This window comes from Shouchella patagoniensis (assembly GCF_002019705.1).
GTDB lineage: Bacteria > Bacillota > Bacilli > Bacillales > Bacillaceae_D > Shouchella > Shouchella patagoniensis.
Genome location: NZ_KV917377.1, coordinates 1,823,913 through 1,840,244, shown reverse-complemented (window position 1 = coordinate 1,840,244; position 16,332 = coordinate 1,823,913). Strand labels below are relative to the sequence as shown.

Here is a 16,332-nt window from a genome sequence, read left to right as displayed (position 1 = left end):
ATTTGTTTTAAAAACCTTTATACTGAGGGTACGTACCCGTGGGATCTTGTGTCCTGATACTTAACGGATTTTGAAAGGATGACAGATATGAGAAACGTAGCAACAGTTAAAGAACAACGGAATATTTTACGCGAAGAATTAGGTAAGTGTATTAATAAGGTTAAAGAAATGAAAGTTGATGAGCAAAGTTTTAAACAAATGGAACAGCAAGAACAGCAAGTATATATTTATCTTGATCGAACAATGCAGCGTTTACGTACACAAATAAATGCGCTCGAGTTTGTTTTGAATGAAGATACTCAACTAGTTGATCCTTATGCAGACCGTGCTGCGGAAAAGTTAAATATCAACCGTGAGAGTATTTTTAGCTCTAATCCAGCTAAATCTGAAAATGGAGATTATGAATTAGATATGACTCGTGTGGACAAGCATTAAAAAAGAGGGGGGAGCCCCTCTTTTTATTTTGGTTGTACCGTTTCATATTTGCTACGAACAATAGCGAAAATACCGTAACAAGCAAGACCAAAAGCAACAATGCTTAGCCATATACTTCCATAAGGTTGTTCTTGGATGATAGCAAGTGCTTCATCAAAGCCCATCGCTTCGTTAGGATCTTGCTGAATGGCTGTCATTGCAACAAAGTAGCCGATAAGCATAAAGACAACACTGCGAGCAGAATATCCAAAAGCGCCAACCCACCTGGCAGTCTTTTGTTCTCTCTGATTCATTTTATGCAGATCAAAATTCTCCATAAAACCACCGCCTAAACCAATCGTAAGTTGACCAATTCCAGCCCCCATGATAATGACGCCAGCAATACCTACTAGCCATTGACCAAACGGTTGATTTAATAGGATAGCAGACCATGTTTCGTTTGAGGAAGTTCCTAATTCTCCACTATGTGTTGCGAATCGAAAGGCATTTATTGCAATGAGAGAATAAACGCAAGCAATCCCCAAAAAACCAATGCGTTTTATATACCCTTTTTTATCGCTACCGTCTCTGCCAGTGTCTTTAATCGATTTCAGTAACATTAATAAAATAAAGGCAATTAATCCAATGCCTATGAGCCAAAGTAGAAATTCACCAAAGGGAACAGTCGCAAGAACTTTTAAAGCACCTGTCATATCTTCCGTGTCGTCATTTACCCCAAAGGCAACCATAAGTGCAAGTGCACTAATAAGAAGAAAAACAATGCTTTGACTAATAAATCCAAGACGAGTAAAAAAAACCATAAACGATTTTGATGGTTTGAAAAAATTACCCATGTTATTCCTCTTCTCTATTGTTTGACGGTCAATACCCTTATTTCATCTAATCAAAACCAAATTCAACTCCGATATCATGCCAACCTTATTACATTATGCCCGGAGAATGGTAGTGATCTTCTTCAATTAAAGCTTTTTCTCAAAACCATAAAAGGACATCTTTTTATTCTCGAATTGCAATGTACCTACATTTACGTAACCAAGTTTTTCAAATAAACGTTGGGCCTTTTTATTTAACGAATACGTATCGACTTGTAAAGACAATAAGCCCGCACTTTTAAATAATTGTTCTGCGAAAAGAATTAAGGCTTTTGCAATACCACCTTTTTGTGCAAGTGGATCGACAACTAACCGATGAAACGTCCCTGAACTTTCTTGTTTGGTTTCCCATCTCAATGTACTGCTTTTATATTCAGGCGCAAAAGAACGATCTATGGCAATTGCACCTATAATGTGACCTTCATTTTCATATACAAAAAGAGAACCTGCTTTAATATCTGAATGGAAATGAGTAATGGTCGGATATGATTTATCCCACTGGTCACTTCCTTCTGAATTCATAATTTTAGTAGCTCGAATGGCAATTTCCTCAATTTGAGCTAAGTCGTCAAACGTTGCTTCACGAATCATCTTAACCCCTCCTATTTTTAGGTTGCTTTTTATATTTTAAATCGGTAATAAAGCTCAAGTAGCCATGCTAATAACCCCTTCATTTTTTAGCATATAATAGGTGGGGGATGCAAGCCTTGTTTTTTAGACGAAAAATTCAATGATGTGAAAAAGTGATGGAGAAAGAGTTAAAGTGACTGACAAAGTAAAATTAGATGCTGATGTGACAATGCTCACGTTACTCCTGGTTGTTGAACTAGTGGGCTAATCTAGTCTACAATAAAGGAGGATAGGCTGTTTTTGTCCTAAGTTTCTAAGCAAAAACATAGATTACGATATAAAAATGGACGAATAAGACGTCTACTATAGTTAAAGAGGAGAGTTGGATGATTTGAGCGAGTTACAATCATTAACATTAACTGAATTAAGTGAACGCGAGAATATTTTGCGAAAGAAGTATGCTAAGTTTCAGAGTGAAAACATCAATCTCGACATGTCTCGAGGAAAACCAGCTCCAGAACAGCTTGATTTATCACGTGGTCTGTTGTCAGTTCTACCGGAGGCTGGGCCTTTTGAAGACAGAAATGGAACGGATGTAAGAAATTATGGACAACTTGATGGCATTCCTGAAGCGAAAGCGTTATTTGGTGATTTATTAAGCGTAACAGAAGATAAAATATTTATTGGGGGTAATTCAAGTCTATCGCTCATGCATGATACGATAGCAAGAGCGATGTTACACGGGGTGGCTGAAGAGGAAATACCTTGGATGAAATTACCTAAGGTGAAGTTTCTCTGTCCATCTCCAGGTTATGATCGTCATTTCGCTATTTGTGAGCTTTTTCAGATTGAAATGATTCCCATTGAGATGACTCCTACAGGACCAAATATGGAACAAGTTGAACAGTATGTAAAAAATGATGAAGCCATAAAAGGGATCTGGTGTGTACCTAAATATAGTAATCCAGAAGGGCATACATATTCAAAGGATGTTGTTGAACGTTTAGCAAAGATGGAAACAAAGGCAACGGATTTCCGGATTTTTTGGGACAATGCTTATGCGATTCATCATTTAACTGATACTCCTGATGTATTGGCTGATATTTTTGCAGCAAGTGAGCGAGCGTATCATCCAAATCGTGTATATATGTATGCATCGACATCTAAAGTGACTTTCCCTGGAGCAGGTATATCTGCATTTGTGTCTTCTGAAGAAAATATAGCTTTCGCCAAAAAGCAATTGTCAGTACAGACGATTGGCGCAGATAAACTAAACCAGTTGCGCCATGTTCGTTTTTTCGATCAAGTTGGTGGGATCGAAAAATTAATGGAGCAACATGCAGCAATTATTAAACCTAAATTTGATCAAGTTACACATTCACTTGATCTAGCACTTAGCGGTAAAGGAATTGCATCTTGGTCTAAACCAAATGGCGGATACTTTATTAGTTTAGATACGATTGATGGTTGTGCGAAACGAGTTGTCTTACTAGCAAAAGAGGCAGGGGTGACTCTAACCGGAGCAGGGGCTACATTTCCTTATGGACACGACCCAAGAGACCGAAATATTCGTATAGCGCCAACATTTCCGTCTTTAGGTGAGCTAGAAAAGGCGATGGAAGTCTTATGTGTATGTGTAGAAATTGCAGCAATTGAGCAGTTGAAACGTTAATAAAATCAAGACCAGTTCATTTATGGACCGGTCTTTTTTTATTGCCCTCTCCAGCATTCAGCCATTAACTACTTCAGTCAAAGTCAAGTGAATGGTATAACTATTGAAAAACCATTGAAACCAAGGAACGCAATCCCAAGTTCTTTTTCTAACTTAGTCGCAGTAAATAATAGCGAGAAACCAAATGCGATATTTACCTGTAGTGAATGATGGATATAAATCGTTCACTATTACTTGGAGAAGGTTTTTCAATTTAATAACCGGCTTTCTCTGGGTGAATGACTTGACTAAAAAATTGAACCCTTACAAAGAGAAAGAGTTCGATTCACCTTGATCAGTCAAAAGTAACGGGCCTTCTTTTGTAATAGCAATGGTGTGCTCATATTGAGCAGATAAAGAGCCATCAACTGTTCGGGCTGTCCAACCGTTTTTATCGAGTTTGCTGTTATACTTTCCTGTATTAACCATAGGCTCAATTGTAATAACCATTCCTTCTTTTAAACGGAGTCCTTTATGTGGAAGACCAAAATGAAGGATTTGAGGGGGTTCATGTAATGTTGGTCCTATCCCATGTCCTGTAAAATCTCTTACCACAGAAAAACCTGTGGATTCTACAAAAGATTGGATTGCATGACCAATGTCCCCTAAGCGATTTCCGACTTGAGCTTGTTCAATCCCTTTGTAAAGAGCTTGATAGGTAATGTCCATTAATGTTTGAGCTTGTTTTGAGACCGTACCGACACTATACGTCCATGCTGAATCTGCTAGAGCACCATTTAAATTAAAGACGGAATCTATTGTCACAATATCCCCTTCATTTAATGGATTTTTCCGGGGGAAGCCATGACAAATTTCGTCATTTATTGATGCGCATGTGGCATATTTATAACCATTGTATCCTTTTTGTTCTGGTGTAGCTCCATGTTTTTTTAGGAATGACTCTACGTACTCGTCAATTTCCATTGTTGTGATTCCTGGTTTGATTAATTGCGCTATTTCGTTATGGCACTCTGCAAGTAATTTACCTGCTTCATGCATTAACGCAATCTCTCGTTTGGATTTTAATGTGATCATATGACCGCCTACCTTCTTTACGTAGCATATGCAGAACGGAAATTAGCCGTTCTTAACATTGTAATTAATAGTGTAACTTATTTTTTGTATTGAACATAATCTCAGAAAAAGCATAGGTAACAAAAATTTGGAGAACAGTTAATTAAAAAGAGCCGTTAAACGAATGAGATAAAACCTTTAGACATTCTTTGTGAAACAATCTAGAAGGTGCATTGTTGTTGCAACAAAGGTTGTTACTGTTTACTATTATACTTAGAGTATACGGAAGTTTAAAGGAGGGGAAGAGATGGATGATCGATTATTTAAAACAGCAATGAGCAAGTTTTCCACTGGTGTAACAGTTATTACAGCAGAGTGGGAAAATGAAAATCATGGAATGACGGCGAATGCTTTTATGTCAGTGTCATTAGATCCTAAACTTATCGTTATTTCGGTAGCGAATAACGCCCGCATGAAACCAATTCTAGAAAAAACGAAAACATTTGCGGTTAGTGTTTTGGCAGAAGATCAAGCAGATGTGTCAATGCATTTTGCTCGCCAAAAAGAAAAAGAGAATGTTAGATTGATTGAGTTTGCAGGCGTACCAACGGTCGAAGGAGCAATTGCAACAATTGCTTGTGATCTTCATGATACGAGTGAACAAGGTGACCATACCCTTTTTATTGGAAAAGTTAGAGACGTTGCGGTAACTGACCGTGATCCGCTCGTCTACTATCAAGGAAAGTATGAACAAATTTAATCAAACGAAGCGAGCGGCTTGTCCGTTCGCTTCGTTTGATTTTTTAATTGTAATTTAAACATATACGATAAAAAGTAAATACAAAAGAGGAACGAGAGAAATGGATAACCCGGTTAGTTTCGTTTTTGGATAAAGTTGAAAAATAAATCCAATTACCGAGAGGAAAAACAATAGTAGAAACGCTGGAAAGAACGAACGATTGCCACCGGCATCAATCCAATGGGAACTTAAGTATAAGGATGCAATTAATACGATCATTCCAGCTAATCCATTATAAAAATGCCTGGTAATAGTAAGCCAAATAGAACAGCCCCCCTTTTGCTACATAGATATGCAACAAAAGGGGGGCAAATGACTAATTAGAGGCGATTTAAATCTCGATGCTTTTTAGGGCTATAACACGGGCAACCTGTTCAGCAGCTTCAGATAAAAAGCGGTCGCCGTTCTCCATTGCAACGTTTAAGGGAAGAACTCCAGGAACAATCGAAAAAGCAGCATCGATACCATTATTGAAAATAGCTTCATACCCCTCACCTAGTTGTCCAGCAAAAGCAATCACGGGAATGCCTAGTTCTTTAGCAGTTTTAGCTACCCCAATTGGTGTCTTCCCATAAGGTGTTTGGTGATCAAGTCTTCCTTCGCCAGTTATAACAAGGTCGGCATGGTGTAAGTGAGATTTGAATTTTGTTGCTTCTAGCACAAGCTTAATACCAGGTTCGAGTCGGGCATTAAAAAAGGCAAGCATACCAGCTCCTAAGCCACCAGCGGCACCGGCTCCAGGTATGTTGCGAACGTCTTTTTGAAACGTTGCTGTTAAGATGTTTGCAAAATGAGTTAATGATTGATCAAGTTCAGCAACACATTGTGGGTCTGCTCCCTTTTGAGGTCCGTAAATAACGGAAGCACCCTGATCTCCTAAAAGAGGGTTATCAACGTCACAAGCTACATCAATTGCACAATCTTTGAGTAATGGATGCACTTCTGACATATCAATTTTGGCAAGAGATGAAAGTGCAGCCCCTCCAACGTTAATTTCTTTGTTTTCTTCATCTAATAATTTTATGCCAAGTGCTTGAGCAGCACCAGCACCACCATCGTTTGTTGCACTGCCGCCAATTCCTAAAATAATCCTTTTAGCACCTTGCTCAAGTGCATCTTTAATTAGCTCTCCAGTCCCAAAAGTTGTCGTTATTTTAGGATCTCGATTGTTGGGCTCCGCAAGGTGTAATCCAGAAGCTGAAGCCATTTCAATAATAGCTAACTTCTCATCATCAGCAAAAGCATATATCGCTTCCACTTTCGATTGGAGAGGGCCTGTAACAGTTAAAGTACGAATGTTTGCATTAAGTGCATCTGCTAGAGATTGAACGGTTCCCTCTCCACCATCAGCCATTGGGATGCATGTATATTCAACGTTAGAGAAAACTTTTTTAAACCCTTTTTGAATGGATTGAGCGACTTCCAGTGCTGTCATACTTTCTTTAAAAGAGTCAGGTGCGATAATGATTTTTCTCATAACGAACTCCTTTGGTTTAATTTGTTAGTTCTTCTTTTTGATTCGCTCTGCTATCGTATCAAAACCCTCTGGTTTGAGAAATTCGATTGGTGAAACATGTTTGTCAAATTGAATTTGTTCCGCTTCAATTAAGACAACGTATCGTTCGCCGAGCTTGGCCAAATGTACGTTTTCTCCAAAATCGGAGACTGGAGCTTTTATTTCTGTCTCACCTAGTTTCATTCTTGTTGTTGCTTCTGGAGAATGTTCCGATATTTGTGCGGAAGCTTCCATTACTTGATGTGTGCTTAGTTGTTCCTGTAGCTCTCTTGTCTCGCTGGCAGCCCAGAGTTCTAATCTTTCATCAAAGGCAGCCCGCTCATCACTGGCTGTAAATGTTTCATTCGCATGTTCTTCAAGCAATGTTTGAACTTGAGTGCGTAAGATTGAAGGCATTGAATCACCATATTCCACATTAGGGAGAAAATCTTCAAAGTATCGCGCATGAGAAGATTGATGAATTTTTAACTCCGCTTTTTCTACCATTCCCTCTTCAATCATCTGTGGATATTGAATGGACTTCATATTTTTTGTTGTAAATGCTCGCTCTACTTTTTTTATTAATGACTTCGAATCAGCTAAAGTCGCAATATGATCTTGGAAATCACACTTTAAAACAAAACAAAACTTATCGCTATAATATTTTTTAGGTTGTGCTTGACAAACTAAGAAAACACCGCCGCGGACCGCGCTTGTTTGTATATATGTTTTTACAAACGTTTCGCTTTCATTTTGAAAGCCGTTTGTAGTAGTGACTGATAAAGCTCGTTGAAAAAGCGCGTAATTTGGATTTGATTCAAGAGGATGACCCAATTCAGTCACAAATCGTCCTATTTTGGTAGGGACCTGATCAGAGTTAGGATGATGCTGAGCTTTTCGTTTAACTATTTTTTGAAGTTCTCCTTCCAGAAAAGACGCGAGCGGACTTTGTTCGAACTGGTCTGTGTCCATTGTTTGATAATGAGTGTATTGTTTTGTATCTTTTTCATTATCGATGTTAATTACATAAAAGGATAAAAAATTAATGTCAAACTCCATCGTGACTTCCTCGTTTCTTTACCTGGGTTACTTTTTTCACAAAGGGTAATCGCTTATAAAGCAAAGTATAGCATGCTCAGATAAACGCACCAAGAGTGAAAATATGAACTGTGTGCTTTTGTCAAACTGGTTGTGTGATATTAATGAAATGTCTTGGTAATCAAAGCGTAACGCAATTATATAAGGTATACTAGGTAAAAAGGAGTAAGAGAGGTGTGAAATTCATTGAAGCAAGTCCTGTTTGCGGTAGGTGCACTGGCATTTTGCCTTGCTGGATGTGGACAAGATGAAAGAATTTCATTTAGTGAAGACGATATGGTCGCTACGAATGGCACCATTACCGATGTTGAATTTGAGGGAGACTACGAAGCAAATGTAGGCTCAAACGTATTTTCAACGGCCACAGATGAAAAGCTTGAAATTACATCATTAGGCGTGGACAGTGACCCTGAAGTAAATGTTCTTTTAAATCGCCGCACAGAAGTTTATGTGAAGCATTTAAAGGATTATTTGCGTGTCAACCAATCTTATTTAAAACCCGAACTTGATGTAGTTGTTTATGGTGAATTAGCAGATACGAATGGCGCGGAAGAGACGGTCGCTACTAAAATTGTGATTCAAGCAAAGGACAGGTCGATTAAAGGCGTTATTTCAAACACAAATGAAGAGCGTAGCACGTTCTTTCTTTTAGGCGAGGATGGGCATTATGAATCCGGTACAAGGTTCTCATATGATCCAGCCACAGAATTACTATCAATAAGTGAAAATGACGATTTAGAAATATATGAGGAAGATCTTCAATCTGGACTTATTGTTGAAGTTTTCCCACGTGGAGCAGTTGAAGAAGGTGTTCCATCAAGTGCCGATGCTGCAAGAGTAATTATTCAAGAAGAAGAAGAGGCAGAGGCTTTCCTAGAAGATGAGGAAACAGCGGAAGATTTAGCAGAGATAATAGAAGAGGATAAGGAATCTGCTAAAAGCGAATAAGGAGTGACAGAGTTGAGATGGAAAGTGATTTTGTCTTTTTGCGTGCTATTTATTTTTGCAGCATGTGGGAATGAGGAACAACAAAACAATGACAATCAACAAGGTGAAGAAGCAACTAGTGAGCCAGGGGTGCCAGAAGTACCAGTACAAGAAGACGAAGTTCCCGTTGTAACAATGGAAATGGAAAATGGGGGAATCGTAAAAATGGAACTATACCCTGATGTGGCTCTTCATTCAGTAAATAACTTTGTCGCATTAATTGAAAATGGTTTTTATGATGGTCTAACGTTTCATCGAATTATTCCTGGGTTTATGGTACAAGGTGGCGACCCAGAAGGAACCGGCCAGGGCGGTCCTGGGTACGCTATAAAAGGTGAATTCTCGTCCAATGGAATAGAAAATAATTTGTCTCATGAACGAGGTATCTTATCAATGGCCCGATCACAAGATGCTGATTCTGCAGGATCACAATTCTTTATTATGCATGAAGATGGACCAAGTTTGGACGGCGATTATGCTGCCTTTGGTAAAGTGATTGAAGGTATGGAAGTCATTGATCAAATTGCAGAAACAGAGACTGTTGAAGTGCCAAGTCAAAACCACCCGGATGCTGGAAAGCCAATTGAAGGAGAAGTTCCTGTTATTAAGTTTATGACAGTAGAACGGGAATAAGAATAAGACAAAAACCACGGTGTCATACACAACACCGTGGTTTTTTTTATTACATTTCCCGGGAAATTGTCTAATTGAAAAGTCGTTTTTGACCAAATTAGTCGAATATATACATGTTACATGAGAGGGTTCTTTGCAATTGGAAGAGATAGAGTTGCCTTATGCTCATTAGAGCTTGTAAACATGAGCTTTGCCTTCACTACATCTTTAGTTACAAGTCGATCCTCACCGGTGTTTGAATTTGGAGTATACTGTGGGAAATTACTTGCCGATAGTTCAATACCTATCCGATGTCCTTTTTTAAACTGATTAGCTGTAGGTGGCAATTTCAATTGAATCATTTTTGCTCCACCGTGGTGATGTAGTTCTATGATGCCGTCACACAAATTATAAGAAGTACCATCAGGACAAATATCTAATAATTTCGCAGTTAAATCTGATGTAGAAACGTCTATCTCGATCTCTACATTTAAGGTGGCTGCGCCAATGACTTCAATTGGATGCTCCAGCTCATGCGATTTATAAACTAAAACATCATTTCTCGTTTGAATAATTCGTTGATCTCTAGGACCAATGATTGGTTCAAAGATAAGTGATCCTCCATGTGTAGGAACGGGTTTATTCGGATCATATGATAATTCATCTTGAAAGGACCTCGCCTCTTCTAAGGATAAGTGCCTGCCATTATCAGAGTGATGAAAAAATAATGTGAGAGACTCTGTCTGATCAGGTGGCCACTGTTTTTCTTTGCGCCATTTGTTAATGCCCATTACAAATAAATAAATAGGAGCTTCTTCTTCAATTCCATTTTCATGTTCTTTGAGCCAGCGATCAAACCAACGTAAATGTAAATTAGTGAAACTGATTTCCTGATTCAATGAATCAATAGACGCTGCATGGCCAAAAGAGCGTTCCCCAACTATATTAGTGAATTGATTATGAGCCCAGGGGCCTATCAACAACGTGTGTGGAGTATTCGTTTCAGCTGATGCATCCTGAAAGGCTTTTAAGGTGCTTTGTAAAAATACGTCATACCAACCACTCACAAAAAAACTCGGAATCGTTTTATTCACATCAAGGGAAGAACGACCCTCCTGAATGAATGAATAAAAATAGTTTCCTGCATGAAGCATCTTAAATACTGGCAACTTCATCATTGGACGATAGGAGTAAAACTGGGTGATGTTATCTGTATAAGCTTGCCAGTGAAACAGCAAATCTCTTTTAGTGTCATGATTACTATTAATACGAGTAATCTCGTTTTTAGATAGTAATAAAGCCCAGTTAACGGACTGTTCGAGTTTAAAGATGCCATTGTCATGGGTAATCTCGTTTAGTTTGGTGAAGGTTTGAATAGGGAAAACTGCTTGTAAATGCGGAGGATTTGCACTAGCAGCAGCTAATTGAGTAAATCCACTATACCCTTCTCCATACATACCTATTTTTCCATTGGAAAAGGGAAGAGAAGCTGCCCATTCAATCGTGTCATACCCGTCATCTTGTTCGTTATGTAACGGATAAAAACTCCCTTCCGATTTATATCTCCCACGGACATCTTGGATGAGAACGATGTACCCCGCTAATACCAAAGTTTGTAAATCTAAATAATGATAGTGACAGCTATCTTTTCCATCAAGAAGACGTTTTATTAAAATGGGGTACTTCCCATCATCGTGAGGGCGGTAAATATCGCAGTAAAGTTTAGTACCATCACGCGCTATACACACTTGGTTTTTTTCTATAATAATTGTATCATCCATAAAATCCCTGCTTTTTTTGTTAAGATAATAATAAGGTAAAGGACTTTTCAATAAAAAGCAATGCTATACTAATTTAGAATCTTTATGAAATAAGCTTTTATGTTATTTCAATATTAAGACGATGTAGGTTTTCAAAAAGGACTTTTAAGGAGTTGATAAGCATGAAAGCAGTAGGTTTATATGAGTATTTGACCATTGATAAAGAGAATAGTTTGATTGATCAAGTTGTACCAACACCAATGCCACAAGGACGTGATTTACTCATTGAAGTGAAAGCTGTATCCGTTAATCCTGTAGATACAAAACAAAGAGCACCTAAAGATAAAGTCGAGAAAGATTTGCGAATTTTAGGTTATGATGCAAGTGGTGTCGTTGTAGATGTTGGAGAAGATTGTGTGTTGTTTAATGTTGGAGATGAAGTTTATTATGCAGGCGATGTGACTAGACAAGGGTCTAATGCAGAGTTTCAATTAGTTGATGAGCAACTTGTAGGTCGAAAGCCTTCTTCGCTTTCTTATGCAAAAGCAGCTGCGATGCCACTAACTTCTATCACAGCATGGGAGTCTTTATATGATCGTATGAGGATAACTGAAGAAAGAGATGCAGGAAAAAGTATTCTGATAATAGGTGGTGCTGGAGGAGTTGGCTCAATTGCTATTCAATTAGCGGCAAGGTCTGGACTTGAGGTATTGGCTACCGCTTCACGACAAGAAACAATTGATTGGTGTAAGAATATGGGTGCACATTATACGATAAACCATCGTCAACAGTTGCTTCCACAGCTCCAAGAAGTTGGCTATGAGGAAGTTGATTACATCCTTTGTTTAGCTAACACAAATGAACATTGGGATGGAATGGCTGAATGTATTAAACCTCAAGGAACAATTTGTGCAATCGTTGAGAACCAAGAGGAGATTGATATGAAAAAGATTCGCAACAAGAGTGTCACTTTTTGTTGGGAATTTATGTTTACAAGAGCAATGTATAAGACAGATGATCAAATTGAACAGCATCGACTTCTTACTCAAATGGCGGAAAAGTTTGATCAAGGGGAGCTTAAACATACAATGACAAAAACGCTCTCTCCAATTAATTCCAAAAATTTGAGAGAGGCCCATAGAGAGTTAGAAGGTGGTCGTATGATTGGTAAGTTTGTAATTGAATGGAGTCGTGTTGATTAAAAAAAAGGGTTGGTTTGCCCCGGTTTTTTAACCATTTTCATAGAAGAAGGACGGAAAGCGATTATTTTAAAAAGAGGATAAGAATACCGTCTAACGCTCCTTTTTTCTGCCGTGATATACTGATAGGTAGTGAATAGGGGGAGTAACGAATGACGATGATTGTTGATTTGCATACCCATCACGATCGATGTGGTCATGCATTAGGTTCAATAGAGCAATATATTCAATCAGCGATTGAAAAAGAATTAGCTTATATTGGCATCTCTGATCATACACCGTTTTTTTATGCTGATGAAGACCAATTGCACCCGCATATCGCAATGCCTAAAAGTGAGCTTGAACATTATGTTACTGAAGTCATTGCATTAAAGAATAAATATGCCAATCAAATTAATGTACTCTTAGGTATTGAGAGTGACTTCTTTGAAGCACATCAAAAATGTTATAAGGATGAGCTGTCTAAATATCCGTTTGATTATATTATTGGCTCTGTTCATTATGTGGACGATGTGAATATTTTTAAAAAAGATCTATGGTATGGATACTCTCCTTCTGAACAGATTCAGTTAAAAGAAAGGTATTACCAATTGATACAAGCATCTGCGAAAAGCGGGTTGTTCCAAATACTTGGCCATATTGATGCGATGAAAGGCTATTACCCTGAATTCTCAACTATTCAAACTCCAATTGTAGAAAAAACATTAAAAGTTATTGCTGAACAGAATGTGGCAATTGAAGTCAATACTTCAGGGAAAACAAAGGATTGTGGAGGGTGGTACCCTTCAATTCAACTATTGGAAGTTGCACAATTTTACGGTGTTGACATTTCGTTTGGATCAGATGCTCACCACCCTGAACGGGTGGCAGATGATTACAAAGAAGTTCAATGTATATTAAAACAGATTGGATTTAAAGAAATGGTGTTCTATGTTGGGAAACAACGCCATGCCATCATGTTGGAATAAAAAGAAGAGCTCTAGAGCTCTTCTTTTTTATTTGAACTAAGGGAATGAACCATAAATTTAAGACACACAAGCTTATAGTTGAAGAATACGAAAAATATCGTTTTTTAAAAGGAAAAAAGACTAAGTTAATTACATTTAATACCATTTTATTGAGTTTATATACTCTACTAAAATGTGGGTTTATAGAATTATTTTTAACGTTACTAAAAATAAAATGAAGAGGTTGGGAAATGTTTAAGTTGTTTATAAAGTTTGCTTTTTGTTCATTTATTTTTAAAAAATGATTCGTTTGGCTCACTCTTCACTTATTGTCAAAGAAGTTGTAACAATTAAAAGAAATATGTGTTATTTTCTGCATTTTCGCTATAATTCGATTAAGCATGACAATATAAGCAGGGAAGGGTGTTTTATTTGAAAAAAGCGCGTAGCCTAAACTGTTCCAAGGCGGTGTGTATAACTGCGTTAACACTTTGTATGGTTTCAAGTTCTTTATCAGCTCCAAAGCTAGTTGCTAAAGCTGAAACCGAAGCAGGGGTTAAGCAGTTTTTACCAGATGGTTTTGACTTATCAAGCAATGAAGATGTGTCAGTTATCGTCGAACTAGAAGAATTACCTTTAGAAGTTGCACTTTTTGCAGCTGAAGAAGAGGGCAAACCACTAGCGAAATCAGATGCAGAAGCGAGTGTAGAACAATCTCAAGAAAAATTTATGAGTACTCTTAATGGCATGTTTAATCAGCAACAAGTGCAGGAAGAAATATATACGATAGAACGAACATATACAACTATTTTTAATGGCGCTGCGATTACACTGCCAGCTAATAAACTTGAGGAATTATTCGAACAAAAGCAGGTAAAGGCGATTTATAATAACGAAATTGTTGAGTTGATTAAACCAGTAGATGAAAAGGGATTGGATGAACCAATTGAAGCGATGATGGCGGATAGTATACCCTACCTCGGGATATCAGATTTACATATTGACGGTTACACAGGAGAAGGAATTAAGATTGGTGTGCTTGACACAGGTGTTGACTACAATCATCCAGATTTAATAAATGTGTATAAAGGCGGGTACGACTTTGTTGATGATGATGATGACCCAATGGAAACGACTTACGAGGATTGGCTGGCTTCAGGTATGCCAGAATTTAGTGCAAATGGGTCTACGTATTACACGAGTCACGGAACACATGTATCTGGCACGACTTCCGGAACAGGCGAGAATCAATCGGAATATGCAGTGACAGGGGTCGCTCCTGATTCTGATTTATACGCATATCGGGTTTTAGGACCATACGGGTCCGGATCAACAGCAGATGTTATTGCTGGAATTGAGCAATCCGTTATTGATGGAATGGATGTTATCAATTTATCACTTGGAAGCAACACTAATGATCCAATTGCGCCAACAGGTATTGCAACAAACAATGCTGTTTTGGCGGGTGTAACAGTTGTTACCTCAGCAGGAAATAATGGAAGAAGTGGATTAGCGACAATTGGTTCTCCAGGGTCCGCTGCCTTACCTATCTCCGTAGGGGCAAGCAACGTACCTCTCGAAATTCCAGAGTTTGAAAGCAGTTATGAACTTTCAGGACAACATCTCGATGGTGATTTACGTGTAATTGCTGAATCCTATGAAACGAGTTTAGAAGAGTTTAGCGGTGAAACGATGGAACTCGTCTATGCTGGACTAGGTACGAGAGGTGAATTTGCAGAAATTGATGTTGAAGGAAAAATAGCTTTTGTATCACGGGGAGAAATTGCATTCGTCGATAAAATAGAAAATGCAAAAGAGAGTGGCGCAGCTGGAATTATTATCTTTAACAATCAACCAGGTACAGGGCATAACCCTCTTTATGCTGGTGCCTCACGCGCTTATGTACCAGCTTTTTCCTTAACCTATGAACAAGGACAGCCTATTGCAGACCTAATAGAAGAAGGTGCAACGGTTACATTTGGCGATATGGATTCGCTGGTCTCCACTGGCGATCTTTTGGCTGATTTCAGTTCAAGAGGACCAGTGAACTATACGGCAGCTATTAAACCAGAAGTAGTTGCACCAGGGGTTGATGTACATTCAACTGTACCTAGTTATATTGCTGGATCAGAATTTACCGGAGATTACGAGTATTCATACCGTCGTTCTTCTGGAACTTCGATGTCATCTCCTCATGTAGCTGGAGTTGCAGCGCTTATGTTACAAGCTAATTCATCATTAACACCAGCTGATATAAAAACAAGGCTTATGAATACAGCGGTTCCTCTGACAGAAGAGTATAATGTGTTTGAAGTTGGGGCTGGGAGAATTGATCCAGTAGCTGCAATTGAATCTACAATGATGATTCAATCAACAATGGATGGTTTGCACGTGGAGGATAGTTTATTGTCTCTTATTCCAGATAAGACTGGATCCTTAAGCTATGGTTTGGTTAGTACGAAACCAGGTAACATTCGAGAGAGACATAGTCTACGTTTAACGAATAATGGAACTGAATCTAAAACATTTAATGTTCATGTTTCATTCCAATCCGTTAACGGTACATTGCCTGCAGGAGCAAGTGGTATGGTGTTACAAACAAATTCATCTGTCACTGTACCAGCAGGAGAAACGGTTTCAAATAATGCATTTTTGATTTCGCCAAAAACGACACAGGAAGGTTTGTATGGCGGTTATATCATTTATACAAATCAAGCTGACTCATCAGAAGTATATCGAGTTCCATTTGGAACGTATGTTTCTTCAGAAGCGATTGCTGAACTACCAATCGGCAATCCAATGATTGCTTCAAATAAAGCATCTTAATTGAAGA

15 protein-coding genes are annotated in these 16,332 nt (G+C 38.3%); 8 read left to right on the top strand and 7 right to left on the bottom strand.

What is annotated here, in order from left to right; genetic code table 11:
• The first annotated feature begins 87 nt into the window (after positions 1 to 87).
• Positions 88 to 435, top strand: coding sequence for a hypothetical protein (locus BK584_RS09915; RefSeq protein ID WP_078392448.1), 348 nt, complete (start codon positions 88 to 90; stop codon positions 433 to 435).
• Between the two features lie 23 nt (positions 436 to 458).
• On the opposite strand, the gene BK584_RS09910 is transcribed toward BK584_RS09915, so the two are convergent.
• Both BK584_RS09910 and BK584_RS09905 read right to left on the bottom strand, forming a co-directional pair.
• Positions 459 to 1,268 (bottom strand): DUF1206 domain-containing protein, encoded by an 810-nt coding sequence (locus BK584_RS09910; RefSeq protein WP_078392447.1) that lies wholly within the window; start codon positions 1,266 to 1,268, stop codon positions 459 to 461.
• Between the two features lie 126 nt (positions 1,269 to 1,394).
• Positions 1,395 to 1,898 carry a GNAT family N-acetyltransferase gene (locus BK584_RS09905; protein WP_078392446.1) on the bottom strand — a complete coding sequence of 168 codons (504 nt, stop codon included), beginning with the start codon at positions 1,896 to 1,898 and terminating at the stop codon, positions 1,395 to 1,397.
• 370 nt (positions 1,899 to 2,268) lie between these two features.
• On the opposite strand from BK584_RS09905, the gene BK584_RS09900 reads away from it, so the two are divergent.
• On the top strand, positions 2,269 to 3,549 hold the full coding sequence (locus BK584_RS09900; protein WP_078395523.1) for an aspartate aminotransferase type Ic: 1,281 nt from the start codon (positions 2,269 to 2,271) through the stop codon (positions 3,547 to 3,549).
• Positions 3,550 to 3,852: 303 nt separating this feature from the next.
• Here BK584_RS09900 and map read toward each other — a convergent pair whose 3' ends face one another.
• Entirely contained in the window at positions 3,853 to 4,623 is a 771-nt protein-coding gene (gene map, locus BK584_RS09895; protein ID WP_078392445.1) for a type I methionyl aminopeptidase, read from the bottom strand.
• A gap of 286 nt (positions 4,624 to 4,909) precedes the next feature.
• Here map and BK584_RS09890 point away from each other — a divergent pair, with 286 nt between their 5' ends.
• Complete coding sequence (locus tag BK584_RS09890; protein ID WP_078392444.1) at positions 4,910 to 5,362, top strand: flavin reductase family protein; 453 nt, start codon at positions 4,910 to 4,912, stop codon at positions 5,360 to 5,362.
• 54 nt (positions 5,363 to 5,416) lie between these two features.
• On the opposite strand, the gene BK584_RS09885 is transcribed toward BK584_RS09890, so the two are convergent.
• The 3 genes from BK584_RS09885 to BK584_RS09875 form a co-directional block, all read right to left on the bottom strand.
• Complete coding sequence (locus BK584_RS09885; RefSeq protein ID WP_078392443.1) at positions 5,417 to 5,620, bottom strand: hypothetical protein; 204 nt, start codon at positions 5,618 to 5,620, stop codon at positions 5,417 to 5,419.
• 112 nt (positions 5,621 to 5,732) lie between these two features.
• Entirely contained in the window at positions 5,733 to 6,878 is a 1,146-nt protein-coding gene (locus BK584_RS09880) for a glycerate kinase family protein (RefSeq protein WP_078392442.1), read from the bottom strand.
• A gap of 24 nt (positions 6,879 to 6,902) precedes the next feature.
• Entirely contained in the window at positions 6,903 to 7,955 is a 1,053-nt protein-coding gene (locus BK584_RS09875) for a DUF3900 domain-containing protein (RefSeq protein ID WP_078392441.1), read from the bottom strand.
• Positions 7,956 to 8,180: 225 nt separating this feature from the next.
• On the opposite strand from BK584_RS09875, the gene BK584_RS09870 reads away from it, so the two are divergent.
• Entirely contained in the window at positions 8,181 to 8,942 is a 762-nt protein-coding gene (locus BK584_RS09870) for a hypothetical protein (protein WP_078392440.1), read from the top strand.
• 12 nt (positions 8,943 to 8,954) lie between these two features.
• Positions 8,955 to 9,614 (top strand): peptidylprolyl isomerase, encoded by a 660-nt coding sequence (locus BK584_RS09865; RefSeq protein ID WP_245808829.1) that lies wholly within the window; start codon positions 8,955 to 8,957, stop codon positions 9,612 to 9,614.
• A gap of 116 nt (positions 9,615 to 9,730) precedes the next feature.
• Here the strand turns inward: BK584_RS09865 and BK584_RS09860 are convergent, their stop codons facing one another.
• Positions 9,731 to 11,374: a CocE/NonD family hydrolase gene (locus BK584_RS09860; RefSeq protein WP_078392439.1), complete on the bottom strand. Its 1,644-nt coding sequence runs from the start codon at positions 11,372 to 11,374 to the stop codon at positions 9,731 to 9,733.
• A 161-nt stretch (positions 11,375 to 11,535) separates the two neighbouring features.
• On the opposite strand from BK584_RS09860, the gene BK584_RS09855 reads away from it, so the two are divergent.
• The 3 genes from BK584_RS09855 to BK584_RS09845 all read left to right on the top strand — a co-directional run bounded on the left by BK584_RS09855 (position 11,536) and on the right by BK584_RS09845 (position 16,325).
• Positions 11,536 to 12,555 carry a zinc-binding alcohol dehydrogenase family protein gene (locus BK584_RS09855; protein ID WP_078392438.1) on the top strand — a complete coding sequence of 340 codons (1,020 nt, stop codon included), beginning with the start codon at positions 11,536 to 11,538 and terminating at the stop codon, positions 12,553 to 12,555.
• Positions 12,556 to 12,710: 155 nt separating this feature from the next.
• On the top strand, positions 12,711 to 13,520 hold the full coding sequence (locus tag BK584_RS09850; protein WP_078395520.1) for a histidinol-phosphatase: 810 nt from the start codon (positions 12,711 to 12,713) through the stop codon (positions 13,518 to 13,520).
• A gap of 411 nt (positions 13,521 to 13,931) precedes the next feature.
• Positions 13,932 to 16,325 carry a S8 family serine peptidase gene (locus BK584_RS09845; RefSeq protein ID WP_139365644.1) on the top strand — a complete coding sequence of 798 codons (2,394 nt, stop codon included), beginning with the start codon at positions 13,932 to 13,934 and terminating at the stop codon, positions 16,323 to 16,325.
• Positions 16,326 to 16,332 lie beyond the last annotated feature (7 nt).

What these genes read in the sequence shown, in the direction of transcription:
- BK584_RS09910 (WP_078392447.1), bottom strand. Translation starts at nt 1,268, where the DNA reads ATGGGTAATTTTTTCAAACCATCAAAATCGTTTATGGTTTTTTTTACT.
- BK584_RS09850 (WP_078395520.1), top strand. Translation starts at nt 12,711, where the DNA reads ATGATTGTTGATTTGCATACCCATCACGATCGATGTGGTCATGCATTA.
- BK584_RS09880 (WP_078392442.1), bottom strand. Translation starts at nt 6,878, where the DNA reads ATGAGAAAAATCATTATCGCACCTGACTCTTTTAAAGAAAGTATGACA.
- BK584_RS09875 (WP_078392441.1), bottom strand. Translation starts at nt 7,955, where the DNA reads ATGGAGTTTGACATTAATTTTTTATCCTTTTATGTAATTAACATCGAT.
- map (WP_078392445.1), bottom strand. Translation starts at nt 4,623, where the DNA reads ATGATCACATTAAAATCCAAACGAGAGATTGCGTTAATGCATGAAGCA.
- BK584_RS09855 (WP_078392438.1), top strand. Translation starts at nt 11,536, where the DNA reads ATGAAAGCAGTAGGTTTATATGAGTATTTGACCATTGATAAAGAGAAT.
- BK584_RS09885 (WP_078392443.1), bottom strand. Translation starts at nt 5,620, where the DNA reads ATGATCGTATTAATTGCATCCTTATACTTAAGTTCCCATTGGATTGAT.
- BK584_RS09890 (WP_078392444.1), top strand. Translation starts at nt 4,910, where the DNA reads ATGGATGATCGATTATTTAAAACAGCAATGAGCAAGTTTTCCACTGGT.
- BK584_RS09860 (WP_078392439.1), bottom strand. Translation starts at nt 11,374, where the DNA reads ATGGATGATACAATTATTATAGAAAAAAACCAAGTGTGTATAGCGCGT.
- BK584_RS09915 (WP_078392448.1), top strand. Translation starts at nt 88, where the DNA reads ATGAGAAACGTAGCAACAGTTAAAGAACAACGGAATATTTTACGCGAA.
- BK584_RS09905 (WP_078392446.1), bottom strand. Translation starts at nt 1,898, where the DNA reads ATGATTCGTGAAGCAACGTTTGACGACTTAGCTCAAATTGAGGAAATT.